The following is a 26,645-nucleotide window of genomic DNA, read 5'->3' on the forward strand; positions in this document are numbered from 1 at the left end:
CTGCGGGCGCTTTTTTTATAAGAAAATTATTACCCCTTTGCTCGAAAGCCTTTTTTCTTTCAGATACTTCCCCCGCTTTATTGATAGCAGACAAAGTTCACTACCCACTTCTGAGTAATATCCACTCAGAGAGGAGGGTTTTTGTTCAGGCTCATCAACAGACACCGAATCTGTCTCCTCTGTTCGCCGCCTTGAGTGAAGGGCATGACGTTTATCAATACCAGGGTAAAACGTGGAGTGAGTTATGTCGGAAAACAAAACAAACCGTCAGGAGTCTGGGGGATTCAGTCGTCGCACGTTGGTAAAATCCAGCGGTATCGTCGGGCTGGCGCTGGCCGTCGGTGGCATAGCATTGCCATTTAGTCGCCGCGCATTAGCGGTTTCAATTAGCGAAAGTGTGCTGCAAGCCGCGCAGGACAAAGTGGTCTGGGGTGCCTGTTCGGTTAACTGTGGCAGTCGTTGCCCCTTGCGTTTACACGTGCGGGACGACGAAGTGTATTGGGTCGAAACCGATAACACCGGTCTGGATGAATACGGCGACCATCAGGTTCGAGCCTGTTTACGCGGCCGCTCTATTCGTCGCCGCATGAACCATCCTGACCGCTTGAATTATCCCATGAAACGCGTCGGTAAGCGCGGCGAGGGTAAGTTCAAACGTATCAGTTGGGACGAAGCTTATGACGCCATCGCCAACAATCTGAAGCGTATCGTCGAACAGTACGGCAACGAAGCGGTATATATCAATTACACCTCAGGTATTGTCGGCGGCAATATTACCCGCTCATCGCCAAATGCCTCGCTGGTCGCCCGTCTGATGAATTGCTATGGCGGTTACCTTAGCCAATACGGTACTTACAGCACCGCGCAAATCGCCTGCGCCATGCCTTATACCTATGGCAGCAATCTGGGCAACAGTACTTCGGATATTGAAAACAGCAAACTGGTGGTGATGTTTGGTAACAACCCGGCCGAGACGCGAATGAGCGGGGGCGGCATCACCTATTATCTGGAGCAGGCGCGCGAACGTTCCAATGCGCGGATGATTGTTATCGACCCACGTTATACCGATACCGCCGCCGGGCGTGAGGATGAATGGATCCCGATTCGCCCAGGCACGGATGCGGCATTGGTCGCCGGACTGGCACATGTGTTGATCAGCGAGAATTTGGTCGACCAGCCGTTTCTGGATCGGTATTGCGTTGGCTACGACGAAAAAACCTTACCCGCCGACGCCCCGACAAATGGCCACTACAAAGCTTACATTCTTGGGGTGGGTGACGATGGCGTGGAGAAAACGCCGCAGTGGGCGGCGAAAATTACCGGTATTCCGGCAGCGCGCATTATCAAACTGGCGCGCGAAATCGGCAGCGCCAAACCGGCCTATATCTGCCAGGGCTGGGGGCCACAGCGGCAGGCCAATGGTGAACTGACCTCGCGGGCCATCGCCATGCTGCCGATCCTGACCGGCAATGTCGGCATTAATGGCGGCAACAGCGGCGCGCGTGAATCAACCTATACCATTACCATTGAGCGTATGCCGGTATTGACCAACCCGGTCAAAGCGCAGATCTCCTGCTTTAGCTGGACCGATGCCATTGTACGAGGCCCGGAGATGACCGCCAGGCGTGATGGGGTGCGTGGCCAGGATAAGCTGAATGTGCCGATCAAGTTCATCTGGAACTATGCCGGTAACACCATCACCAATCAGCACTCTGACATCAATAAAACCCACGATATTTTGCAGGACGATTCTCAGTGCGAAATGATAGTGGTGCTGGAAAACTTTATGACCTCGTCGGCGAAATATGCCGATATTCTGCTGCCGGATCTGATGACGGTTGAACAGGAAGATATCATTCCCAATGACTATGCCGGCAACATGGGTTATCTGATCTTTATTCAACCCGCCACCTCTGCCAAATTTGAACGTAAGGGCATTTATGAAGTGCTGAGTGAAGTGGCGCGCCGTTTAGGGCCAGAAGTACATCAGAAATTCACCGAAGGGCGTACCCAGGCGCAGTGGCTGCAGCATTTATACGCCAAAATGCAGGCGCGGGATCCGCTGCTGCCGGGTTATGAAGCGTTGCGCAGCATGGGGATCTACAAGCGTAAAGATCCCAATGGTCATTTCGTGGCTTACAAAAATTTCCGTCAGGATCCCGAAGCGAACCCATTAAAAACACCGTCCGGCAAGATAGAGATCTATTCCAGCAGGTTGGCCGAGATCGCCAACGACTGGCAACTGGAGAAAGACGAAACCATAAGCCCGTTACCGGTTTATGCCTCTACCTTTGAAGGTTGGGACGATCCGCTGCGTAACACCTACCCGCTGCAAATGTTTGGTTTCCACTACAAGGCCCGCACCCATTCCTCGTACGGCAATATCGATGTTCTGCAGGCGGCTTGCCGCCAGGAGGTGTGGATCAATCCATTGGATGCTCACTCTCGGGGCATCATCGCCGGCGACCAGGTGCGGGTATTCAATGGGCGTGGTGAGGTCCGTGTCGAAGCCAAGGTGACGCCGCGCATCATGCCGGGTGTGGTCGCTATGGGGCAGGGAGCCTGGCATCAGGCCAATATGAGTGGCGATCGGGTCGACCACGGTGCCTGCATGAATACCCTGACCACCCACCGGCCTTCGCCGTTGGCCAAGGGGAATCCGCAGCATACCAATCTGATCCAAATCGAAAAGGTATAAGGGGTAGCCAATGACTCAGCAATATGGATTCTTTATCGATTCAAGTCGTTGCACCGGCTGCAAAACCTGCGAACTGGCCTGCAAAGACTATAAAAACCTGACGCCGGACGTTAGCTTCCGCCGCGTCTACGAATATGCCGGGGGTGATTGGCAACAGGATGGCGAAGGCTGGCAACAAAACGTGTTTGCCTATTACTTGTCGATCGCCTGCAACCATTGTGAAGATCCAGCCTGTACCAAAGTGTGCCCGACCGGTGCGATGCACAAACGGGAAGACGGTTTTGTGGTGGTGAATGAAGAGGTGTGCATTGGATGCCGCTATTGCCATATGGCCTGCCCGTACGGCGCACCACAATACAATGCAGCCAAAGGACACATGACCAAGTGCGATGGTTGCCATGAACGGGTGGCGGAGGGCAACAAGCCTATTTGCGTGGAGTCCTGTCCGCTACGGGCACTGGACTTTGGCCCAATCGAACAATTACGGCAGCAGCATGGCACCCTGGCACAGATGGCTCCGCTGCCGGCGGCGCATTTTACCCGGCCGAGCATAGTGCTGAAACCCAATGCCAATAGCCGGCCATGTGGCGATACCACGGGCTATTTGGCCAATCCGAAGGAGGTTTAATATGGGCATGGGATGGCATGAATGGCCGCTGATGCTGTTTACCGTATTGGGGCAATCAGTGGTGGGAGCGACCTTGGTCATGGCGGGGGCGATGATCGGTGGCAATCTGAACGAACAGCAGGGCCGGGCAGTTCATCGCTCAATGTTCTGTTTGTGGTTGCTGATGGGCATCGCTTTTGTCGCTTCTACGCTACACCTGGGGTCACCGTTACGTGCGTTCAACTCGTTAAACCGCGTTGGCGCTTCGGCGTTGAGCAACGAAATTGCCAGTGGCGCGTTGTTCTTTGCCGTCGGTGGTTTTTATTGGCTGCTGGCGATACTGGGCAGAATGCCACCGGCGTTGGGTAAAGTGTGGCTGTGGGTGACCATGGTTCTGGGCGTGGTCTTTGTTTACGCCATGACGCGGGTGTATCAAATCGATACTGTGCCAACCTGGCATAACGGTTACACTACGCTGAACTTTTTCCTGACGACGCTGATCTGCGGGCCGTTGCTGGGCGTTTTATTGCTGCGTGCGGCTGGATTAGCGGTATCAGCCCGCTATTCACTGGCTATTCTTAGCGTGGTGGCACTGTTGGCAAGCCTGTGCGCGGTGATGATGCAAGGCTATGAGTTGGCCAGTATCAATAGCTCGGTACAGCAGGCCTCCACGCTGATCCCGCAATATGGCCAGTTAATGGTTGGGCGGCTGGTGTTGGTGGTGTCAGGTTTAGGCTGTTGGATTTGTCCACTGTTGCGCCGGGGTAACGCGAGCGTGATGGGGATGGTTTTAGGTTTGATTTTGGTTATCGCCGGTGAGTTGGTAGGCCGTGGTGTGTTCTACGGCCTGCATATGACCGTTGGCATGGCGGTAGCCGGTTAATATTGTAGTCAGGCACAGTTCGCTGTGCCCTTAATAGGATCCTTGATTTATGACGCTTGAAAATATCGCTTTAACGGGCCGGGTGCTGGGTGTGTTGTTGTATGCACCGCCAGAAAGTGAAGACGGTCAACAGCTGTTGGCAACCTTGTCTGAATCTGAGTGGGTCAAAGAGTGGCCGTATGGCGACGCCGAGCAGTTGCAGACGGCGGCAGCACTGATCGCCACCGGCATTGAAGATGAACAAGAGGAGTCGTTGGCAGAGGCTTACCAACGTCTGTTTGTCGGGCCTGACACCTTACCGGCTCCGTTATGGGGTTCGGTGTATCTGGACAAAGAGAACGTGCTGTTTGGCAATTCTACTTTGCGTCTGCGCAGGTGGTTGCGTTCCAATGGTATCGACGCGCAACACGATCGCAATGAGCCGGAAGATCATATCGGCACCTTGTTGATGATGGTGGCATGGTTAGCCGAAGAGCGTCAGGGCGGGTTGGTGGAGCAATTGCTGACCAAACATTTGCTACCTTGGGCACCGCGCTATCTGGAATTGCTGCAGGCGAATGCGCAACATCCTTTCTATCAGGGGCTGGCGCAATTGGCGCAGATCACTCTGAGTGCCTGGGCTACCGAATGCTCTGCTGAAGTTGAATCTTTAGAACTGCATTTCTGATACAAAGGAACGGCCGCCAAAGCTGGCGGCCGTTCCTGGCTTACCCTCCACATCGAGCCATAAAAGGGCTGGTTATCGCCAGTGCCTCCCCCCTCTGTTCCATCATCAATTCCCTGAATGTTTAAGTTTAATGAATTATTAAATCAATCTTAACATTCCATTGACATGCTTTATCGATGGGTGTAGTTTTTTTTGCGGATTATATGAGTAAAAGCTTCTTGGCATCGTTCTTAGGCTTTGCTGTACAAGGATTGTAAAATCACCTTAGTGGTTTTTTAATGCGCAGGTTACACATTATGATAGGCAATTTTAAAAATATTTTTATCGCTATACTTAGCGGTTTTTTTCTTACCTTAATGTTTCAAGCCAACAGCGCTCTGTCTGAACAAACCTCTTCTGTCGTCGCCTCTTGGGTGGCTCACGGTATTGGCATGTTGAGTTCATTGCTGCTTATTCTATTATTTGTTAAAAAAAATCCTCAGGAATCGAATAATAAACCACAGAAACGATCCTGGTGGCTCTATCTTGGCGGCATTCCCGGAGCCTTTACCGTCATTTTGGCTACGATGGCAATTAACGGTGGCATTCCTCTCTCCAGCACAATTTCTCTTGGCCTGGTTGGGCAATTATTATTCGGGTTTGTCTCAGATCACTTTGGTTTATTCGGCTCACAAAAACGAAAAATGACTCGCAGTAGCCTTTATATCTCTGCTCTGATTATTTCCGGCTGTTTTCTTATTATCTATAGCCTTTAGGGAGCGATGACGTGGATACGCTTATTTTTATTGCCCTGTTAAACGGGATGATTATTAGCTCTGCCAGGGTTATTAATGGCCAACTGAGTGCCTCTATTGGCGCATTTCGCACCTCCTTATGGAATCACTCGGTGGGGTTCTTATTTCTGACCCTGTTGGTGGCGGCGTTTTACTGGCAACAGCTAGGGCAGTTCCATTGGGCTCAAGTTCCGGCCTATGCCTGGGTTGGTGGCGGGTGTGGCGCACTGTTCGTGGCAACCAGCAGCTACGTGTTCCCCAAAATGGGGGCGCTAAATACTTCGGTATTAATTATTGGCGGTCAGATGTTCTCGGCCGTGCTGTTTGATGTGATTAATCAAGGTGGGCGCAGTCATCTCATTCAGCTATTGGGAGTGGCATTGATCACCATTGGGATCATCCTATCGACACTCGAGAAATATCATCATGATAAATGAACTGTTAGATGATCAGCGATACGACATAGAGTTTAACGGGCATCTCACCAATCATGTTAAACATGCCGTTATCGCCTTGTCTGGGTTGGGCGTGCCTGAGGAGCGTATCGCCTGGTATTACCGGCGCTATGCCGCCATGACGCCTTACGGCATGGGGTTGGAGCCACCAAGAAAAGCCAGGTACCAGATTGATAGTGCGAACTGGCGTAGCCTGCTGGGCAAACGAAGCAGCTTTAGCGCCTATTGCGACTTTTTCCGGCAGCAGATACGTGAGCAGGGACGTGAACAGGTGCTTGTCAGCTATCTGCCGGAACTGATTGACGGTTGGGTGGGCTCGTTGACGCACGGCACCATTCATCTGGGTTGGGCGTTGCTGGCCGAGCATGAGGTGATGATCGTCGAAGGCTTGGCCTATATGGCCTATTCGTACGTACCCTGCCATCATCGACGCTCCCAATACGACCCACGTCTTGGGGAGCCAAGGGTCTTTGACTCTGTGCTACGTTTGGCGAACTGCTGGCAGCAACGGCGGGAAGAGATGCTGGCCTGGCAGAGCGCGGTTATTGAAACGCCGGCTGAGGAAATCAAGGCGCGTATCCATCCTGAATTACAGCGTTCCGGTCTGCAATATCGCATCGCCTGCGTATTGGAACAGGGCCATGAAGAGATTTATCGCCAGCCGGAGTGGCTGACACAACAGAGCCTCGAGCAGGTGTGGGCGCAATTCTATCAGACGGTCACATTAATCTACCTGACCACGCCGGGGAATTTTCTGCTGCTGCACCTGTTGACGTCTTTGTTGGCCATGGAACAAATCGCCAGGCATTTACCCGAGCAAGAGGCGCGCGACGTGCTTTGCAGCTACTGGGTCGGGATGCAGTGCATGTTGTTTGCTACCGATAGTTTGGCTCACCCCGATAAGTTACAATCTCTCCAGCATCTTTATGCCGATGAATATGACGATATCCGCGATCCGCTATGGGAACGCGAGTGGCGGCAGCTCACCGCGCGAGCCGTGGAGGAGGAAGAGGAGCATAACCCAAAACTGGTTTATGTGATGAAACTGCTATGGTTGCGCACCAAATGCACCTTGTACCGCGCCACCGCACATCAGTTCACCACAACTCCCCAATTGCCGCCGTCGTTTGAGCATGCACCTAACCTGGAGTGAGAGGTCAACAGAGTGAATAACCGTCCTGCTACAAAATTTATTGATAAATTAGGCTGGGTATATATTCAGGATAAAAAAGTCCTGATGGCTCGTTCGTATAACAAGACGACGTTTTATATTCCTGGCGGCAAACGGGAAATCGGAGAGAGCGATCGCGAGGCTCTTACCCGAGAAATTAAAGAAGAACTTTCCGTTGATTTAATTAATGACAGTATTATTTCATTGGGCGAATTCCATGGGCAGGCCGATGGTAAACCCGCTGACGTGATGGTGAAAATACATTGTTTTACTGCCGACTTTATTGGTGAAGTCAAAGCCAGTGCCGAAATAGAAGAAGTTTCCTGGTTGACCCATGCGGACTGCCATCTCTGTTCCGAAGCGGCGGTAAAAGTATTGAGCGAGCTAAAGGAAAGGCATCTTATCGACTGATTATTCCCTGTTGATATTGATAAGTTACAGACTGACTTTTATTTTTAATCGATATAAGCCTTCCTTTCACCTAACCCGGTGAAGGGCGGTGCTTATGCATCTATTACTCTGTTAAAAGAACAAGGTTATGAAACTTTCTAATATTCATCTGTTAGCCCCAAGTCATTATCTTACTTATTTGCACACCCAAATCCGTAATAAACAGGCGGAGCATGCCTGTTTTGAATATTATAGCGATCAACTGCTGCGCCAACTGCTGGTGCAGGTCGCCTCCTTACTGCCGTATGAAAAAAATGAGGTGATTACCCCCATTGGCGAAACCTATGCGGGGCTAAAACTTGCCCGTGGTATTTGCGGTGTTTCGGTTATCCGTGCCGGGGAAAGTTTTGAGGGCGAGTATCGCAGAATGTTTAGCGGCCAGCCGATAGGCAAAATACTTATTCAACGCAATCCGCAAAGCAAGCTACCCAAATACTTCTACTCACATTTCCCCGACGATATTGCCGAACGCGCCGTGTTGTTATTTGAACCTATGCTGGCCACGGGCGGTTCGCTGATCATGGCAATCGAAACTCTGTTGGAGCAAGGCGTGCCGCTGGAAAATATCTATGTTGTTAATGTATTGGCATCGCCGGTGGGGGTCGAACGTTTGTTTGCCCGCTTCCCTGCCATCCAACTGGTGACCTCATCCATTGAACAGGGACTCTCGGATCAGGCCTTTATGAAACCGGGGATCGGCGACTTTGGTGACCGATATTTTGGTACCCGGCACGGGTAATTAAACTCTACAAAGGAAAAAGACATGCCGCACGTGAAAATTCAGCACTTTCCGCAGGTACTTTCCCAAACTGCCAAGAATGCACTGGCAGAGGAGATAACGCGGGCTATTACGCAAGCATTACAGTGCGATGCCGGCGTCGTCTCCATTGCAATAGAGCCGGTATCTGCCGAGGATTGGCAGGCGCAGGTTTATCGCCCGGAAATAGAAAATAAAAAAGACTGCTTAATTAAAGTCCCTAATTACTGACCCTCAAGAAGGTGACATCTATGAAATCTGAACTCAGAGTCATTATGTTTGACCTTGACGGCACCCTGTTTGATACGGCGAGAGCGATAGTCTCTGCCTTTCGTGCCACCTTTCAACAACTGCAATTACCACAGCCGGCCGAGGATGAGCTGATTCGTGAAACGATAGGCCTGCCGTTGGAGCGTGCCTTTGCCCAATTGCTGTCTCAGGAGGCCGATAGCCGGACAGTAACCGACTGCGTGGCGGAGTATCAACGGCAGTTTCAGACGCTGATTTTACCCATGGCGGCATCGCTGTTATTTCCTGGCGTCGCTGTGGGCCTGCAACAGTTGAAAGGAGCGGGTTTTCATCTGGCGGTGACCACCAATAAGTTCGCACGCAGTGCAAATTCGCTATTGGCGGCGGCGGGCATTGCCCCGTTGTTTGATGTGGTGGTTTGCGCTGACCAGGTAACGGAGAAAAAACCGGCGCCGGAGTCTGGCAACAAAATCCTGGATCACTATCAGGTCAGGGCGATCGATGCGGTGATGGTGGGGGATACTACGCACGACATATTGATGGCTCATCAGGTTGGCTGTCAGGTGATCGCGGTGGATTATGGTATTCAAAATCGTCAGGTACTGGCCGCGGCCGAGCCCAGCATTATTGTAAGCTCTTTTGCCGCCGTGGTTGACTGGTGCCGTCACAGAGACGTTAGTCGCGCAGCAGCAGGCTAGCAAAAGCAAAAGCATTACGGGTTATTCAGGGCCGCAGACAGCGCTATTTCTTAATGGTGAAAGTTTACGGGCGATAAATATCGCCATGCTTACGCCATTAGCGCCATGACAAATAAATAGATCCAAAGGATATGGGCAAAAGTCGCTCAGGCTCATGCCTGCGAAAAAATGACGTCAGTTGTCATCTGCCAACTGGCAACTATTAACTCTGAAAGAGGGTGAATGCCGAAAAGCTGCATGGATAACGACAGTAATGACAACGACAGATATCCCCTAATTGTATAAGGCCGGCATTTTCCCTGCATGGGGAGTGTTGCTAAAGCACGTCGTCATTACAACCCTACCGGGATCCTGGCAAATGTGAGGCGTTCATAGAGTAAAAATGGATATTTCGGCGGGACTATTTGAACAGTTGGCTCAACACTACAGCCAGCAACCCGAAGCCATTGCGGTACAAGACGCGGACAGCGTACTGAGTTATCGCGACTTCTGCCATCATGTTTTTAGTATTTCCTCCTGTTTGCGGCAGTGGATTAACACTGACAGAGTCTGTATCGGTTTATTCTGCGAGCCTTCCACTACTCTGGTCAGCGGTGCCTGGGGGATTTTGGCCAGCGGTTATGCTTATTTGCCGTTGGCGCCAGAATATCCCGATGAGCGGTTGCGTTATATGATTACCGACTCAGAGGTAAAAGTTATTCTTTGCCAATATCATCTCAAAGAAAAATTGCAAACGCTGATCGGGCCAGATGTCACGATTATTACCGACAATGATATCCCTTATCTTTCTGATTTGCCCAAAGCGGTTTTTGACATTGCTGATTCTTCCGATGCCGCGCGGCTGGCTTATGTGATTTACACCTCAGGCAGTTCGGGCAAACCGAAAGGCGTAATGGTCAGTTACCCTAATATTTCTCGTCATATGCATTACCTGTCCCATCGTTTTGCTTTTGGCGCACAGAGTAAGATTTTGCAGAAAACGCCCATGAGCTTTGATGCGGCGCAGTGGGAGATCCTGGCGCCGGCGATGGGATGTTCGCTGGTGATAGCACCGAAGGATTGCTACCGCGATCCGGATATGATGGTGGCGACATTGCTGCGTCATCAAATCACCAGCCTGCAATGCGTACCGACGCTGCTGCAAGCGCTGGTCGAGCAGCCACTGTTGCAGGATTGCCAGGTGTTAACGCAGGTCTTTTGCGGTGGCGAAATATTGACGCGCAACCTGGCGAAGCAATTCTTTCAGTGCCTGCCGCAAGCTCGCCTGATCAACCTGTATGGCCCAACGGAATGTACCATCAATGCGTCGGTGCACGAGGTTGAGAAAGAGAGTCTGGAACAGTCGCCGGACGCCGTTTCGATAGGTCGGCCGGTGGAGGATACCGCGTTTTATGTGCTTGATGCGCACCGTCAGCCGGTGGCCGAGGGTGAAAAAGGCGAGCTGTACATCTCCGGTGTGCAGGTGGCCAATGGCTATTTGCTGCGTCCTGAGTTAACGGCTGAACGGTTTCTGACGAATCCATTTAACTCTGCTGCGGAACATGCGCGCATGTATCGCACTGGCGATGTGGTTTACCGGGATAGCCTCGGCTGCTATCACTTTGCCGGCCGGGCAGATAACCAGATTAAACTGCGCGGTTACCGTATCGAGCTTGATGAAATTCGCCTGGCGATTGAGCGTCACCTCTGGGTGAAAAGGGCGGCGGTAATGGTCAATGAAGACGAGCGAACGCATTATCAAAACCTGATCGCCTGCGTCGAGTTGGACTCACAGCATGCGGCGTTGATGGATCAGGGGGTCCACGGCGAGCATCATCAGTCGAAGGCCAGCAGGCAACAGGTCAAGGCGCAGCTGTCCAATGCGGGGTGCCGCAGCGAGGACGAGTGCCGGGCATTGCCCGCAATCGCGCTTGCCGGCGCACAGGCTACGGCGCAGCAAAACTATCGGGCTTTCAGCCGCAAAAGTTACCGTTTCTTTGAAGGGACGACGCGGGTTACCGAGGCGCAATTATTGTCAATTCTGGGGCGCAGCCCGCGTGCCATGTTGGCGAGCGACCTGCAAACGCTGTCGGTGGAGGATTTTGGCGCGCTGCTGCGTAACTTTGGCCAGTTCGCCAGTGAAAAACGATTGTTGCCCAAATACGCCTACGCATCACCGGGGGCGCTGTATTCGGTTCAGATGTATCTCGAGCTCCACCGAATGTTTGGCTGGCCGGCGGGGATCTACTATTACCACCCTGTAAACCACCGTTTGTATTGCGTATGCGAACTGCCTGAACAGGCAACGGGCAGCCTTGAAATCCACTTTATCGGCAAACGCGCGGCTATCGATCAGGTTTATCAGAACAATATTCAGGAGGTTCTGGAGATGGAGGCCGGTCATATGTTGGGGCTGTTCGATGAACTGCTGCCAGAATATGGCCTGCAGGCAGCCTCCGGCGCCCAGCCGGGGGCGCTGCCACAGTGGTATGACGGAGCCGCAACTGACTATTATTTCGGCGATTATCGCATTCAGCCCGCCAATATGGAGGCCGTTGTCGACCACCCGGAATTTTTTGTCCAGGTTCATGCGCAGGGCGTCGCCGATATGTCACCTGGGCTGTACCACTATCGCCAGGGCTCGCTGCATTTTATGGATGAAGAGATCCTGGCACGCCATCACGTTATCGCTATCAACCAGCAAGTCTACCAGCGTGCGGGTTTTGGCATCATGCTGGTGAACAACCATGCCGATGCTCAGGGGCATTACATTATGCTGGGGCGTGCGCTGCATCGTCTGCAAGCCAATCCGCTGGGGCTGGGGATGATGTCGGCCGGCTATAGCTCGAAAAGCGGGCACGATTTGCCTGCTGCAAAGGCGATGCGGACGCTGTTGACCCGCCACGGGTTGCCGATGCAGAGCTGTTATTTCTGTATCGGCGGCCCGCTCAGCCAGTCGCAGCTGAGTCATGACGGCATGGATGAGGATCGGGTGCATATGCAAGGGCCAACTGAAATGCTGAAAGCCGATTTAGCCGCGCAGTTGCCACAATACATGATCCCGAACCGCGTGCTGGTCATGGACAAGCTGCCGCTGATGGCCAACGGTAAGGTCGACCAACAAGCGCTTAATCGTATGTATGCTTGCCAACTGAATACCGAAAAGCCAATCGTGGTGCCGGAGGGCGAATTACAACAGCGTTTGGCCGAAATCTGGTGCCGGGTCATGAAGTGGGAAAGGGTCTCTGCGGACGATGATTTCTTTGAGAGCGGGGGTAACTCACTCACCGCAGTCATGTTTATCAACCAGGTCAACAAAGCGCTCGATATTAAATTGCCGATGCAGATCCTGTTCCAAACGCCGAACATCGTTGCTTTGGCCGACTGGATAGAACGCAATGCCTATCTCGCGCCACAGCTGTCGCGCTTGGTGCCCTTTAATCGACAGCAGGCACCGGCGATTTTTTGCTGGCCAGGTCTGGGAGGCTATCCGCTAAGTCTGAAAGCGCTGGGAGAGAGTCTGAGCCAGGCGCGTGCCTTTTATGGCGTGCAGGCGCTGGGCATTAACGAAGGGGAGCTGCCACTGGAGTCCATTCAGCAGATGGCGGCTGCAGATATCGCGCAAATCCGACGCTTGCAACCCCAAGGGCCCTATACGCTGTGGGGATACTCCTTCGGCGCACGCGTGGCTTTCGAGGCTGCCTACCAGCTGGAGGCCGAGGGGCAGGTGGTGGAGGAGCTGTACCTGATTGCTCCTGGTTCGCCGAAAACGCAATTTGACCGAGAGCAAGAGGGTAACCAGCAGGTCAGCTTCACCAATCCGGTGTTTGTGGCGATTTTATTTTCCGTTTTTGCCCGCCAGGTGGAGGGGCCATTGTTTGAACGCTGTCTGGCAGAGTGCCGTGAAGAGGGGGACTTTGTGCGTTTTATTTGCCGCTGTTTCCCGCAGCTTCAGGTGGAACTGGTGGTGCGGATCATTGAGATCGTCAAGCAAACCTATGCCTTCGGCTATAACTTCGAGGAACTGCAGCAACGCCAGGTTCGGGCACCGGTGACCGTTATTAAAGCGGCCGGTGACCATTATTCCCAACTTGAAAATTCACCGGCCCTGCAGGCCAATCCGCCGCGGGTGATCTCGCTGGCGGTGGACCATTACCAACTGCTGCTGCCTGAAGGTGTCGCGCAACTGCAAGCGGCCCTGTTTCCCTCTGTTTCCGTTAATGTGATAAGTGAGTCATGATGCAAGCTAATTTACTGCCTTTGGTTATTCATCCTGAAGTGAAGGCCGCCCTGGAAAATCGCCACGCGGTGGTTGCGCTGGAATCAAACGTCATTACCCACGGGCTGAACTATCCTGCCAATGTGGAGACTGCGCTGGCGGTGGAGGCGGCAGTCCGCCGCAGCGGCGCGGTTCCTGCGACCATTGGTATCTGCGATGGCGAAATTTTGGTGGGCATGCATCGCGAACAGATCGAACGTTTCGCCACCACGCCTGGCATTGCGAAAGTATCCAGCAACAATTTGCCTTTTGTGCTGGCGCAAAAAGGCATGGGGGCCACCACGGTGGCTTCGTCGCTGATGTTGGCCGAACTGGCCGGTATTCGTTTCTTTGCCTCTGCGGGCATTGGTGGTGTGCATCGCGGGGGAGAAGACAGCATGGATATCTCTTCCGATTTGATCCAATTTACCCGCACTAACGTGACGGTGGTGTGTGCAGGTGCCAAAAATATCCTCGATATCGGGCGTACACTGGAGTTTCTGGAAACCCAGTGCGTTCCCGTGGTGACCTATCAGACGGACGATTTCCCGGCCTTCTATTGTCGCAGTAGCGGCTATCGCAGTCCGCAACGGCTGGACAGTCTGGAGGCGATTGCTCAGGCGATTGATATTAACCGCGCATTGCCGGGCAGTGCGGCGATGGTGGTGGCAGCACCGACCAAACCGGAGGATGCGATTGACAGCCGTGACGTTCAGGCAGCGATCCAGGCCGCCATCGAGGATGCGGCCGCCGAAGGCGTAACTGGCAGCCAGGTAACCAAATTCATTATGAAAGCGGTTGAGCAGGCGACCCAAGGGCGTTCGGCCATGGCCAATGCGGCAGTATTGGTGAACACCGCCGAAATTGCGGGTCAGTTGGCCATGGTTTATCACCGGTCGCGCTAAGAAAAGCCGGCGTTGGCCTCAGGGAAGGGGCGGCGCCGGAACCCGATTGGCGCATGCCTTAAGCGGTCAATGGGGGGCACTTTCCTGATGATGTTACCCTGCACTAGGGTGACAAAAAACAAATCGTGCGATCCACTGATAAGAGCTGATTGACTTTTTTATCGCCAGTGGCATGATGCGCGCACTCTCATTGCGCGTTCGGTTTCAATCTCACTATGTCCGCATATTCCCGGCCAGTGCTCCTGCTGCTCTGTGGCCTGTTGTTGCTCACGGTTTCTATTGCCGTATTGAATACGTTAGTTCCTCTTTGGTTAACCCATGCTCAGTTGTCAACCGGGCAGGTGGGAATGGTAAGTTCCTCTTACTTTACCGGCAATCTGTTTGGCACGCTGATGGCGGGCAAACTGATCCAGCGCATTGGGTTTACCCGCAGTTATCACCTCGCCTGCGTGGTGTTCGCCGTGGCGACCGCCGGTATGGCGTTGTCGCTCGATTTCTGGAGTTGGATGGGCTGGCGTTTCTTTGCCGGTATCGGCTGCGCCTGGATTTGGGTGATTGTTGAGAGCGCCTTATTGCGCAGCGGAAACCTTACCAACCGTGGCCAACTGCTGGCGGCCTATATGATGGTTTACTACCTGGGAACGGTGGTCGGCCAACTGCTGCTGAGTATGGTGTCTACCGAACTGTTGAACGTGGTGCCCTGGGTGACGGCCATTGTGATCAGCGCCATGTTGCCGATGTTGTTTGCCCGGGTTAACAGCCAGCACGACGAACCTCAGCACGCCGCGGTTTGGCCGATGCTGAAACGCCGCAGTGCGCGGTTGGGCATCAATGGTTGTATTATCTCCGGTATTGTTCTCGGCTCGTTGTATGGCCTGATGCCGCTGTATTTATCCCATCAGGGGATGAGCGACGCCAACGTCGGTTACTGGATGGCATTACTGGTCAGTTCAGGCATTGTTGGCCAGTGGCCGGTAGGGCGCCTGGCTGATCGCTATGGGCGCCTGCTGGTGTTGCGTATTCAGGTATTCGTGGTGATCCTCGCCAGCGTGGCGATGCTCAGTCACTCTGCCATGGCACCGGCGCTATTCATTCTCGGCTGTGCCGGGTTTACCCTGTACCCGGTCGCGATGTCCTGGGCCTGTGAGAAAGCGATGCCTCATGAGCTGGTGGCGATGAATCAGGCACTGTTGATGAGTTACACCATCGGCAGCCTGCTCGGCCCGTCGATGACGGCGCTGCTGATGCAAAATTATTCCGACCAATCGCTGTTTGTGATGATCGCCGCAGTAGCGCTGGTCTATCTGATGATGCTGTTGAAAAAGCCGGACCCGCAACACACCCCGCTGGCTGCCGCCTGAGCATAAAAAACCCGGCCATAGCGCGCCGGGTTTTTTGTTGTAGCCAAGGCCTCAGTACATCACTTTGTGGCCGTAGCTTTCCAGAATGCCTTTGACGCGTTCCATGGTGTCCGCTTTTGGTGGATGGACGCCGTCCAGCTTGTACTCTTCCCCCATCGCCACCCACTTATGCTTGCCCAGTTCGTGGTAAGGCAGCAGTTCGATTTTCTCGATGTTGGTCATATCCTTGGTGAATTCGCCCAACAGGTGCGTCGACTTGTCATCATCTGACCAACCCGGCACCACGACGTAACGGATCCAGGTGCGCTGATTACGTTTCGCCAGATAGCGAGCGAACTCCAGCGTGCGGTGGTTGGAAACGCCGACCAGATTTTGGTGAATGTCGTCGTTCATCTGTTTGAGATCCAGCATGACCAGATCGGTGGCATCCAGCAGTTCGTCGATCACCGGATCGTAACGGCGGACAAAACCGTTGGTGTCCAGACAGGTGTTGATACCTTCTTCGTGGCAGGCGCGGAACCAGTCGCGGACGAATTCGGCCTGTAAAATCGCTTCGCCGCCGGAAGCGGTAACGCCGCCGCCGGAAGCGTTCATAAAGTGGCGATAAGAGACGGCGTCTTTCATCAGCTCTTCCACGGTGACTTCTTTCCCGCCGTGGGTATCCCAGGTATCACGGTTGTGGCAATACAGGCAGCGCATCAGGCAGCCCTGGAAGAAAACGATAAAGCGGATCCCTGGGCCGTCTACGGTGCCACAGGATTCGAAGGAGTGGATTCGGCCTTTTACTGACATTGCAGGGTTTTCTCCAATATTGACTGTCAAACGCAGTCTAAAAGTAGGCTTGTAACCGCCAGACAGGGATCAGCGATGCAGCAAGCGGGCAGGGCCCGGCGACTGGGGTGGAACGATTCCTGTTGGCCGGTTATTACGCCGGTTAACTGTTTTGCCGGATAGCCATTCTATTGAGTATAGCCATCTGGCAAAACAGACTCGCGCTGAGTCAGGGGAATGCATTTATTAAAAAGGCCGGAAAGATCCGGCCCCGGGTTTCAGCTTAACCACCGGGCGGGAAACCCCGCCCGGATGGGGCAATTACATCGACTGAGTGAAAGTACGGGTAATTACGTCTTGCTGTTGTTCTTTGGTCAGCGAGTTGAAGCGAACGGCATAACCGGATACGCGGATGGTCAGCTGAGGATATTTCTCAGGGTTTTCCATCGCGTCCAGCAGCATTTCACGGTTCATCACGTTAACGTTCAGGTGCTGGCCACCTTCGATAGAGGCTTCGTGGTGGAAGTAACCGTCCATCAGACCTGCCAGGTTGGCTTTACGCACGTCGTCATCTTTACCCAGCGCGTTTGGCACGATGGAGAAGGTGTAGGAGATCCCATCTTTCGCATAGGCAAACGGCAGTTTGGCTACGGAGGTCAGGGAAGCTACGGCACCTTTCTGGTCACGGCCGTGCATTGGGTTGGCACCTGGACCGAATGGAGCGCCTGCACGGCGGCCATCTGGGGTGTTACCGGTTTTCTTGCCGTAAACCACGTTAGAGGTGATGGTCAGTACAGACTGAGTCGCTACTGCATTACGGTAGGTGCGCAGTTTCTGAATTTTCTTCATGAAACGTTCTACCAGGTCACAGGCGATGTCATCTACGCGAGCATCGTTGTTACCGAACTGCGGGTATTCACCTTCGATTTTGAAGTCTACGGCCAGGCCGTCTTCGTCACGGATGGTGGACACTTTAGCGTACTTGATAGCAGACAGGGAGTCAGCCGCCACCGACAGACCGGCGATGCCGCAAGCCATGGTGCGATAAACGTCACGGTCATGCAGCGCCATCAGTGCAGCTTCATAGCTGTACTTGTCGTGCATGTAGTGAATGATGTTCAGCGCGGTCACGTACTGCTTGGCCAGCCAATCCATAAAGTGGTCCATGCGTTCCATGACTTTGTCATAGTCCAGCACGGTATCCATCATTGGCGCTTCTTTCGGGCCAACCTGGATTTTCATTTTTTCATCAACGCCGCCGTTGATGGCGTACAACATGGTTTTCGCCAGGTTGGCACGGGCACCGAAGAACTGCATTTGTTTGCCGACAATCATCGGGCTGACACAACAGGCGATGGCATAGTCATCGTTGTTGAAGTCAGGACGCATCAGGTCGTCGTTTTCATACTGTACGGAGGAGGTGTCGATAGACACTTTCGCAGCGTATTTTTTGAAGTTCAACGGCAGTTTTTCAGACCACAGGATGGTCATGTTCGGTTCCGGAGACGGCCCCATGGTGTACAGGGTGTTCAGGAAACGGAAGCTGTTTTTGGTGACCAGGGTACGGCCGTCAACGCCCATACCTGCCAGGGACTCAGTCGCCCAGATTGGGTCACCGGAGAACAGTTCATCATACTCAGGGGTACGCAGGAAGCGAACCATACGCAGCTTCATCACCAGGTGGTCAATCAGTTCCTGCGCCTGTTCTTCGTTCAGTTTGCCCGCTTCGATGTCGCGTTGGATAAACACGTCAAGGAAGGTGGACACGCGGCCGAAGGACATGGCTGCGCCGTTCTGGGATTTCACTGCAGCCAGGTAGCCGAAGTAGGTCCACTGTACGGCTTCTTGCGCGGTGGTAGCCGGGCCAGAGATATCGCAGCCATATTTGGCCGCCATTTCTTTGATTTGACCCAGAGCGCGATGCTGTTCAGCAATTTCTTCACGCAGCTGGATGGTCATTTCCAGATCTTCGCCGTTTTCCAGCTTGGTCTGCAGTGACTTGAACTGGTTCAGCTTGTCGGCCATCAGGAAATCGATGCCGTACAGGGCTACGCGACGGTAGTCACCGATGATGCGGCCACGGCCGTATGCATCTGGCAGACCGGTCAGCACGCCGGATTTACGGCAGTTCAGAATGTCTTTGGTGTAAACATCGAATACGCCCTGGTTGTGGGTTTTGCGGTATTCGGTGAACACTTTTTTCAGCTGTGGATCCAGTTCGCGGCCATAGACCTTACAAGAACCTTCTACCATTTTGATGCCGCCGAATGGGATCAGCGCGCGTTTCAGTGGTGCATCAGTCTGCAAACCAACGATGGTTTCCAGCTCTTTGGCAATATAGCCTGCGTCGTGCGAAGTGATGGTAGCTGCAACGTTGGTGTCGAAATCAACTGGCGCATGGGTGCGGTTTTCCAGTTTGATCCCTTCCATAACCTTGTCCCACAGGGTGGAAGTGGCCTGAGTTGCGCCGGCCAGGAAGGATTCGTCACCCTCGTAAGGAGTGTAGTTTTTCTGGATGAAGTCACGAACGTTGACTTCATTCTGCCAGTCACCCTTACTGAAACCTTCCCAAGCTTTGGCTAACTTCTCGTTAAGTTCGGTCATTATACACCTACCTTTATTTGTGGAGTTCTAACTCGGCGCGCGGTAACTAACAGCTTAGTGCTGTTGTTCACCACCACGCAGATAAATTACCCAGTAAGTCAACCCAACCAGCAGGCCGCCACCAATGATGTTGCCAATGGTGACCGGGATCAGGTTGTCGATGATAAAGTTGCTTACGGTCAGATGAGCAAACTGCTCAGGTGTTGCCCCTACGGCTTGCCAGAATTCTGGCGTGGCGAAGTTTTTAACCACGATACCCATAGGGATCATAAACATGTTGGCGATGCTGTGTTCAAAACCGCTGGCGACAAACATGCCGACCGGCAGGATCATGGCGAACATTTTGTCCATCAGGCTGCGGCCGGAGTAGCTCATCCACACCGCCAGGCAGACCATCAGGTTAGCCAAAATGCCGAGGCAGACGGCCTCAACAAAGGTGTGATGCAGCTTGTGATCCGCGGTTTGCAGGACGTTCAGGCCCCACTGACCGTTGGCGACCATGTGCTCGCCAGAGAACCAGATGAGTGCCACAAAGAACAGTGCGCCAATCAGGTTGCCAATATAGACATTCAGCCAGTTGGCGCCCAGTTGGCACCAGCTGATGCGGCCGCTGGCCTTGGCAATGACAATCAGCACGGTGGAGGTGAACAGGTCGGCGCCCGAAACCACCACCAGCATTAACCCCAGAGAGAAACAGATGCCGCCGACCAGTTTTGCCAGGCCGAAAGGCACACCGGCAGTGCCGGTAGTCGCGGTGATATAAAACACGAATGCGATTGAAATAAAGACGCCGGCAGTGATCGCCAAATAAAACGTTTTCAGCGGATGCTTGGTGGCTTTATACACACCTGCATCTTCAGCGATTTTCGCCGTTGCTGCAGGTAATATCAGATCGAAGGGGTTGTCAGCTTTCACACTAACTCTCGCTTTTAAGGGTTAAAACAACGCAATAAGATACTAACAAAGCAGTATAGGGTAAAAATTGATTTGGATCATAAGGCGAGAAACTAAAGCAGCCAAAAACCAGATAAATCGCAAGGTTTATTGAGTTAACTTATTGAATTTAATGATAAAACTATTTTTTAATGTTTGCAAATAATTTTGAAAAGACGGTTGTGACAGCCTCGATAAGGTTAAATTTTAACGCATTTTGTCACTTTTCAGGTGGTAGGGTTTAATTATCGGTTAATTATTATTTCACCAGCCAGTAACAATTGCCGCTTTATTTGTCTTGTTTGCCGATAAGTGCGTAATGAGTCGAAAAAAATAAACAGAAAACTCGCTTATTTAACCGCCAAAATAAGAGGGTGGTATTTTTGAAAAGAGACTTTGAGGTTTAGCGCCGGCAGAGATCCACCGGCGCAAAAGGTACTGAGATTATGCCTGTGCCCAATAACGGCGCTTGGCGTTCTGCAGTTTTTCGTAGGCCGCTAACAGAGCCTGATGAGCCGGCAAGGCTTTCAGACTGCTATCGACCGCGAACAGGCCGTTAAAGCGCTCTTCGCCGCTGATGGCCGCAGAGGCAGCATCCACCGCTTCCTGACCGTACATTTTCACGAAGGCCGCGTAGTACTGCGCCGGATCGCGTTCTGGCTCTTGCGTCAGCAACAGCAGGGTTTGCAGGCAACGGTAGTAGTTGCTGCGTGCCGGGCTCAACACCGAAGCGTTGAAGTCCTGCGTCCATTCGGCCCAGATCAGCGCCTGATCCATATCGCCGCCGGCCAGCGCCAGCATTGATTTCAGCTCGCCCACGCGCAGGGTATTCCAGGCGTTGTCTTTACCGGTGGCAATCCCCAACAGCTCACGCACGCGGGTGAAATCGTCCAGGCCTTCGTCGTCAAAGCGTTCAATCAGCGCCAGATATTCTTGTGGCTCCCACTCACTGCCCGGCAGCGCCAGCAGAACATCTCGCAGATGTGCGCCCATGCTGTTGTTAGCCAGCAGCAGGTCTTCCGCAGGATAGATGTCTGACATGCCCGGCACTATGATACGGCAGGCGTACACGTCCAGATGCTCGTAGTCGGCGATATACACTTCCGCGCCTTCTTTATCGAAGATGCTCATCAACGTGGCGAACTCTTCCTGCGTGCTGCCGCTGAAGCTCCAGTCGACAAACGGGTAATCCGCATCCTGCTTGAACATATCCCAGGAGATCAAACCGCTGGAATCGATAAAGTGGGTTTCCAGGTTGGTGTGCTCCGCCACTTCTTCGTCGTCGAAGGTTGGCGCGGTGAACACATCCAGATCCTTCAGACTGCGGCCCTGCAGCAGTTCAGTCACGGTACGCTCAAGCGCCACGCCAAAATCAGGGTGGGCACCAAACGAGGCGAAACAGGTGCCGTTAGCCGGGTTGAACAGAACAACGCAGATCACCGGATAGTTGCCGCCCAGTGAGGCGTCGTAGGACAGGATAGGGAAACCTTCTTCTTCCAGCTTGGCGATGGCTTCCACCACGCCCGGATAGCGGTTCAATACTTCCGCCGGGATCTCCGGCAGGCTGATGGATTCGGCGATGATGCGGTTTTTCACATAGCGCTCGAACACCTCAGACAAGCCCTGCACGCGAGCTTCGTTGGCGGTGTTGCCGGCAGACATGCCATTGGACACATAAAGGTTACCGATGATGTTCATCGGGATATAAACCGTCTGCTGGTCTGACTGACGGGAAAACGGCAGGGCGCAAATGCCACGATCGCCATTACCGGACTGCAGATCGATCAGATCGCTGGCGTTAACATCCTGATCCGGATTGTAGAATGCATGCAGACGTTCATCGAGAATACCGGCCGGCAGCGAATCATCGGCCGGGATCGGGAACCATTTCTCGTTCGGGTAATGCACGAAATCGCCTTCGGCAATCTGCTTGCCCAGATAGAAGTCGGCAAAGAAATAGTTGGTAGAAAGGCGTTCGAAGTATTCGCCCAAAGCGGAAGCCAGCGCAGCTTTCTTGCTGGCGCCTTTACCGTTGGTGAAGCACAGCGGGCAATCGCGATCGCGGATGTGAACCGACCATACGTGCGGCACCGGGTTCAGCCAGGAGGCCTCTTCGATATTAAAACCCAGATCGCTTAATTTCTGTTGGAAACGGGCGATAGAGTCTTCCAGCGCGGCATCTTTGCCAGGGATAAAAGTTTGCGTCATTGTCTTCACTTTTTGAGCGTACTAAAAACGCGCAATGATACGGGGTTTTACGCCCAAGCTCCACGTATTCCTAAATCGGTGGCAAAGTCACAGTTTTTTTGAGGATAAGGGCCATAATTCAGCGGGTTATCTATCATGGAGAAACCTAATGAAATCAGTGAAACTCAGCGTTGTAGCGCTACTGCTGGCGGGGGCAAGCGGTTCTGCGTTGGCATTGCCCACCATTACCCTGTTGGCGACCGGCGGCACCATTGCCGGTGGCGGCGAGTCGGCGACAAAATCCAACTATACGGCGGGCAAACTGGGCGTTGATGCTCTGGTGAATGCCGTACCGGAGCTGAAAAACGTCGCCAATATCCAGGGTGAGCAGGTGGTAAACATCGGTTCGCAGGATATGAATGATGAGGTTTGGCTGAAGCTGGCGAAGAAAATCAACGCCGACTGCGCTAAAACGGACGGTTTTGTTATCACCCATGGCACCGACACGCTGGAAGAAACCGCCTACTTTCTTGATCTGACGGTTAAATGTGACAAACCGGTGGTGATTGTCGGGGCGATGCGCCCGGCCACGGCGATGAGCGCCGACGGCCCGTTTAATCTGTATAACGCCGTAGTGACGGCGGCAGATTCGCAATCGGCCAAACGCGGGGTGCTGGTGGCGATGAACGACAGCGTGCTGGACGGGCGCGATGTGACAAAAACCAACACCACATCGGTACAGACTTTCCAGTCGCCCAACTTTGGCCCGCTTGGCTATATCCATAATGACAAGGTTGACTATCAGCGTTCACCGCAACGCAAGCACACCACGGATACGCCGTTTGACGTCTCCGGTCTGACTGAGTTGCCCAAAGTCGGCATTATCTATAATTATGCCAACGCCTCCGATGCGCCTGCCAAGGCGTTGATTGCCGAAGGTTATCAGGGCATCGTCAGTGCCGGAGTCGGTAACGGTAACCTGTATAAAACGGTGTTTGACACACTGGCTACGGCTGCCCATAACGGCGTCGCCGTGGTGCGTTCTTCCAGAGTGCCCACCGGGGCGACTACCGAGGATGCCGAAGTGGATGACGCTAAATTTGGCTTCGTTGCCGCAGGCACGTTAAACCCGCAGAAAGCGCGGATCCTGCTGCAATTGGCGCTGACGCAGACCAAAGACGCCAAACAAATTCAGCAGATGTTTAATCAATACTGAGTGCCTTTTCTTCTTTCGGGGGCCTGCGCGGCCCCCAGCCATGTCGGCTGAATACAGCATAAAAAACCGCGTTAACCCACTGAATTGGCCGCTGTCACAGCGTTTTATTGCAAAAATTACCGGTGATTTGGCAGAGCCTGTTATTGCAGGGATAACGCGTTTCCCGGCGGCGGGCGAATAACCATTGCAGGCAGGGGGCGCGAGTGATAAAACCGATGGGTTAGTTCGGGCGTATTTCGGTAGGCCAGTTTCATTGGCGAATAGTGAATGTGGTGAGGGGAAATGACTCAGGTTTATAATTTTAGCTCTGGTCCGGCCATGCTGCCGGTTGAAGTTTTGCGTCGTGCGGAACAGGAGCTGTGCAACTGGCACGGTCTTGGCACCTCGGTGATGGAAATCAGCCATCGCAGTAAAGAGTTTATCGAAGTTGCTCAGCAATCCGAACAGGACCTGCGCGATCTGCTGAAAATCCCCTCCAATTATAAAGTCCTGTTCTGCCACGGCGGTGCCCGCGCACAGTTTGCCGCGCTGCCGCTGAACCTGCTGGGTGACAAAACTACCGCGGACTATATCGACGGCGGTTATTGGGCGCACAGCGCTATCACCGAAGCGCAAAAATACTGCACGCCAAACGCCATCGACGTGAAAACTTCCGTCGACGGCCTGCTCGGCATCAAGCCGATGAAAGAGTGGCAGTTGAGCGACGATGCGGCCTACGTGCACTATTGCCCTAATGAAACCATCGACGGCGTGGCTATCGATGAATTACCTGATTTTGGCGATAAAGTCGTGATCGGCGATTACTCTTCTACCATTTTATCTGGTCCGCTGGACGTCAGTCGTTTTGGCGTGATTTATGCCGGCGCCCAGAAAAACATTGGCCCGGCCGGCCTGACGCTGGTGATTGTGCGTGAAGATCTGCTGGGTAAGGCGCGCCGCGAAGTGCCGTCGATCCTCGATTACACCGTGCTGGCCGAAAACGACTCGATGTTCAACACGCCGCCGACCTTTGCCTGGTATCTGTCCGGGCTGGTGTTCAAATGGCTGAAAGAGCAGGGTGGTCTGGTAGAGATGCACAAACGCAATCAGGCCAAGGCCGAACTGCTGTATGCGACTATCGATAAGTCTGATTTTTACCGCAGCCGGGTGGCGCTTGCCAACCGTTCCTGGATGAACGTGCCTTTCCAGTTGGCGGATCCCGCGCTGGACAAGGTGTTTCTCAGCGAAGCTGAAGCCATTGGCTTGCAGGCGTTGAAAGGCCATCGAGTGGTTGGCGGTATGCGCGCTTCTATTTACAATGCCATGCCGTTGGCTGGCGTGAAGACATTAACCGACTTTATGGTCGACTTCGAACGTCGTCACGGTTAAGCCGGGTAGCCTGCCTTGAGCGGGCCGCCTTCGCTGTTGTCCTTTTTGAATTAAAGCGGCTCCGGCATTTTCCCGGGGCCGTTTCGTTTATCAGATTTTGGAGATTTTTGTTCACATGGTGGATTCCCTGACGTTACAACCGGTTGCCCTGGTCAATGGCACCGTCAACTTACCCGGCTCCAAGAGCGTATCCAACCGTGCTCTGTTGCTGGCTGCGCTGGCGGAGGGAACGACAACGCTGACTAACCTGCTGGACAGCGACGATGTGCGCCATATGTTAAATGCGCTGCAGGCGCTGGGCGTGAGCTATCAGCTGTCAGACGATCGCACCACCTGTAAAGTGGACGGTGTTGGCGGCCCGCTGGTGGCCAGCCAGCCGCTTGAACTGTTCCTCGGCAATGCCGGTACCGCGATGCGCCCATTGGCAGCCGCTCTGTGCCTGGGCAGCAACGATGTGGTGCTGACCGGCGAACCGCGCATGAAAGAGCGTCCGATCGGTCATCTGGTCGATGCTCTGCGTCAGGGCGGCGCACAGATTGATTACCTGGAACAGACTGATTATCCGCCATTGCGTCTGCGCGGCGGTTTCCGCGGCGGCGATGTCACCGTCGATGGCAGCGTTTCCAGCCAGTTTCTGACCGCATTGCTGATGACGGCCCCTTTGGCAGAACAGGACACCCATATCCATATCAAGGGCGAACTGGTTTCCAAGCCGTACATTGATATCACGTTGCACCTGATGCGTACTTTCGGCGTCGAGGTTAGCCACGACAACTACCGCGTGTTCCACATTAATGGTCGCCAGACCTACCGTTCTCCGGGCGACTACCTGGTCGAGGGCGATGCCTCTTCCGCCTCTTACTTCCTGGCGGCAGCCGCGATTAAAGGCGGCACCGTGCGCGTAACCGGCATCGGCAAGAAAAGTGTTCAGGGCGATACCAAGTTCGCCGATGTTCTGGAGAAAATGGGCGCGCGCATTACCTGGGGTGATGATTATATCGAATGCAGCCGCGGTGAATTGCGCGGCATCGACATGGATATGAACCATATTCCTGATGCGGCGATGACCATTGCGACCGCGGCCCTGTTTGCCGAAGGCCCAACGACCATTCGCAACATTTATAACTGGCGGGTGAAAGAGACCGATCGGCTGGCTGCGATGGCGACAGAGTTGCGTAAAGTGGGCGCTGAGGTAGATGAAGGCGAGGACTATATTCACGTAGTCCCACCGGCCAAGCTGAAGTTTGCCGATATAGGCACCTACAACGATCACCGTATGGCGATGTGCTTCTCGCTGGTGGCGTTGTCTGATACACCGGTGACCATTCTTGATCCTAAATGCACCGCGAAAACCTTCCCGGACTATTTCGAACAGTTGGCGCGCATCAGCCAATTGGCGTGATCCGCAGTCAGATACTTTCTTTTAAGGCCCTTGATTGGGCCTTTATTGTTTTTAACGCCCGTAGCCTGGATCCGTCCGCTATACTTTTGCGCGGTCATACGCTTATTTTCAACAACCAGACAGTTCCAGGGTAACAGTTCGTCGTTTGGCAGCGTATAATGCGCCACCGTGACTGCCCCGATTGGGCGGGCGGCAGGGACGGTTTTAATTATGCTTTCGCATTGTGCTGGCGGCAGGTTATGTCCCTGTGAGG

Annotated in this window: 21 protein-coding genes; 17 read left to right on the forward strand and 4 right to left on the reverse strand. The window is 53.4% G+C overall.

What is annotated here, in order from left to right; genetic code table 11:
• The first annotated feature begins 244 nt into the window (after positions 1-244).
• The 14 genes from ynfE (at position 245) to ACSOSI_RS09010 (ending at position 15,911) form a co-directional block, all read left to right on the forward strand.
• Complete coding sequence (ynfE, locus tag ACSOSI_RS08945; RefSeq protein ID WP_476706924.1) at positions 245-2,698, forward strand: selenate/tellurate reductase subunit YnfE; 2,454 nt, start codon at positions 245-247, stop codon at positions 2,696-2,698.
• Positions 2,699-2,708: 10 nt separating this feature from the next.
• Positions 2,709-3,326, forward strand: coding sequence for a DMSO/selenate family reductase complex B subunit (locus ACSOSI_RS08950; RefSeq protein WP_012006118.1), 618 nt, complete (start codon positions 2,709-2,711; stop codon positions 3,324-3,326).
• Between the two features lies 1 nt (position 3,327).
• Entirely contained in the window at positions 3,328-4,188 is an 861-nt protein-coding gene (locus ACSOSI_RS08955; protein ID WP_476706925.1) for a dimethyl sulfoxide reductase anchor subunit family protein, read from the forward strand.
• A gap of 49 nt (positions 4,189-4,237) precedes the next feature.
• Positions 4,238-4,855, forward strand: a complete 618-nt coding sequence (gene dmsD / locus ACSOSI_RS08960; protein WP_017892264.1) for a Tat proofreading chaperone DmsD — start codon at positions 4,238-4,240, stop codon at positions 4,853-4,855.
• A gap of 296 nt (positions 4,856-5,151) precedes the next feature.
• Positions 5,152-5,610, forward strand: a complete 459-nt coding sequence (locus tag ACSOSI_RS08965; protein WP_012006121.1) for a DMT family transporter — start codon at positions 5,152-5,154, stop codon at positions 5,608-5,610.
• Between the two features lie 11 nt (positions 5,611-5,621).
• Complete coding sequence (locus tag ACSOSI_RS08970; RefSeq protein WP_012006122.1) at positions 5,622-6,065, forward strand: DMT family transporter; 444 nt, start codon at positions 5,622-5,624, stop codon at positions 6,063-6,065.
• Positions 6,055-7,236 (forward strand): questin oxidase family protein, encoded by a 1,182-nt coding sequence (locus ACSOSI_RS08975; protein ID WP_476706926.1) that lies wholly within the window; start codon positions 6,055-6,057, stop codon positions 7,234-7,236. Before ACSOSI_RS08970 ends, ACSOSI_RS08975 begins: the two co-directional genes overlap by 11 nt.
• Positions 7,237-7,248: 12 nt before the next feature.
• Positions 7,249-7,665, forward strand: a complete 417-nt coding sequence (locus ACSOSI_RS08980; protein ID WP_012006124.1) for an NUDIX hydrolase — start codon at positions 7,249-7,251, stop codon at positions 7,663-7,665.
• A gap of 127 nt (positions 7,666-7,792) precedes the next feature.
• Positions 7,793-8,443 (forward strand): uracil phosphoribosyltransferase, encoded by a 651-nt coding sequence (gene upp / locus ACSOSI_RS08985; protein WP_476706927.1) that lies wholly within the window; start codon positions 7,793-7,795, stop codon positions 8,441-8,443.
• 24 nt (positions 8,444-8,467) lie between these two features.
• A complete protein-coding gene (locus ACSOSI_RS08990) occupies positions 8,468-8,692 on the forward strand; it encodes a tautomerase family protein (RefSeq protein ID WP_135344442.1) in 225 nt (74 codons plus the stop codon).
• A gap of 20 nt (positions 8,693-8,712) precedes the next feature.
• Positions 8,713-9,408, forward strand: a complete 696-nt coding sequence (locus ACSOSI_RS08995; RefSeq protein ID WP_261422536.1) for an HAD family hydrolase — start codon at positions 8,713-8,715, stop codon at positions 9,406-9,408.
• Between the two features lie 382 nt (positions 9,409-9,790).
• The gene (locus tag ACSOSI_RS09000; RefSeq protein ID WP_476706928.1) at positions 9,791-13,627 is read left to right on the forward strand and encodes an amino acid adenylation domain-containing protein; all 3,837 of its coding nucleotides are present in this window, start codon (positions 9,791-9,793) and stop codon (positions 13,625-13,627) included.
• Entirely contained in the window at positions 13,624-14,550 is a 927-nt protein-coding gene (locus tag ACSOSI_RS09005) for a pseudouridine-5'-phosphate glycosidase (protein WP_476706929.1), read from the forward strand. Before ACSOSI_RS09000 ends, ACSOSI_RS09005 begins: the two co-directional genes overlap by 4 nt.
• 215 nt (positions 14,551-14,765) lie before the next feature.
• Positions 14,766-15,911, forward strand: a complete 1,146-nt coding sequence (locus tag ACSOSI_RS09010) for an MFS transporter (protein ID WP_012006130.1) — start codon at positions 14,766-14,768, stop codon at positions 15,909-15,911.
• 51 nt (positions 15,912-15,962) lie between these two features.
• Here the strand turns inward: ACSOSI_RS09010 and pflA are convergent, their stop codons facing one another.
• The 4 genes from pflA to ycaO form a co-directional block, all read right to left on the reverse strand.
• Positions 15,963-16,703 carry a pyruvate formate lyase 1-activating protein gene (gene pflA, locus ACSOSI_RS09015; protein ID WP_012006131.1) on the reverse strand — a complete coding sequence of 247 codons (741 nt, stop codon included), beginning with the start codon at positions 16,701-16,703 and terminating at the stop codon, positions 15,963-15,965.
• Between the two features lie 300 nt (positions 16,704-17,003).
• Positions 17,004-19,286, reverse strand: a complete 2,283-nt coding sequence (pflB, locus tag ACSOSI_RS09020) for a formate C-acetyltransferase (protein ID WP_017892272.1) — start codon at positions 19,284-19,286, stop codon at positions 17,004-17,006.
• A 54-nt stretch (positions 19,287-19,340) separates the two neighbouring features.
• Positions 19,341-20,201: a formate transporter FocA gene (focA, locus tag ACSOSI_RS09025; protein ID WP_012006133.1), complete on the reverse strand. Its 861-nt coding sequence runs from the start codon at positions 20,199-20,201 to the stop codon at positions 19,341-19,343.
• Between the two features lie 462 nt (positions 20,202-20,663).
• A complete protein-coding gene (ycaO, locus tag ACSOSI_RS09030) occupies positions 20,664-22,427 on the reverse strand; it encodes a 30S ribosomal protein S12 methylthiotransferase accessory factor YcaO (RefSeq protein WP_012006134.1) in 1,764 nt (587 codons plus the stop codon).
• Positions 22,428-22,575: 148 nt separating this feature from the next.
• Between ycaO and ansB the strand changes: the two genes are divergently transcribed.
• The 3 genes from ansB (at position 22,576) to aroA (ending at position 26,392) form a co-directional block, all read left to right on the forward strand.
• Positions 22,576-23,622 (forward strand): L-asparaginase 2, encoded by a 1,047-nt coding sequence (gene ansB, locus ACSOSI_RS09035; protein ID WP_476706930.1) that lies wholly within the window; start codon positions 22,576-22,578, stop codon positions 23,620-23,622.
• Positions 23,623-23,904: 282 nt separating this feature from the next.
• Positions 23,905-24,990: a 3-phosphoserine/phosphohydroxythreonine transaminase gene (serC, locus tag ACSOSI_RS09040; protein WP_017892275.1), complete on the forward strand. Its 1,086-nt coding sequence runs from the start codon at positions 23,905-23,907 to the stop codon at positions 24,988-24,990.
• A gap of 115 nt (positions 24,991-25,105) precedes the next feature.
• Positions 25,106-26,392 carry a 3-phosphoshikimate 1-carboxyvinyltransferase gene (gene aroA / locus ACSOSI_RS09045; protein ID WP_368460423.1) on the forward strand — a complete coding sequence of 429 codons (1,287 nt, stop codon included), beginning with the start codon at positions 25,106-25,108 and terminating at the stop codon, positions 26,390-26,392.
• Positions 26,393-26,645 lie beyond the last annotated feature (253 nt).

This window comes from Serratia sp. AR11 (genome assembly GCF_056376275.1).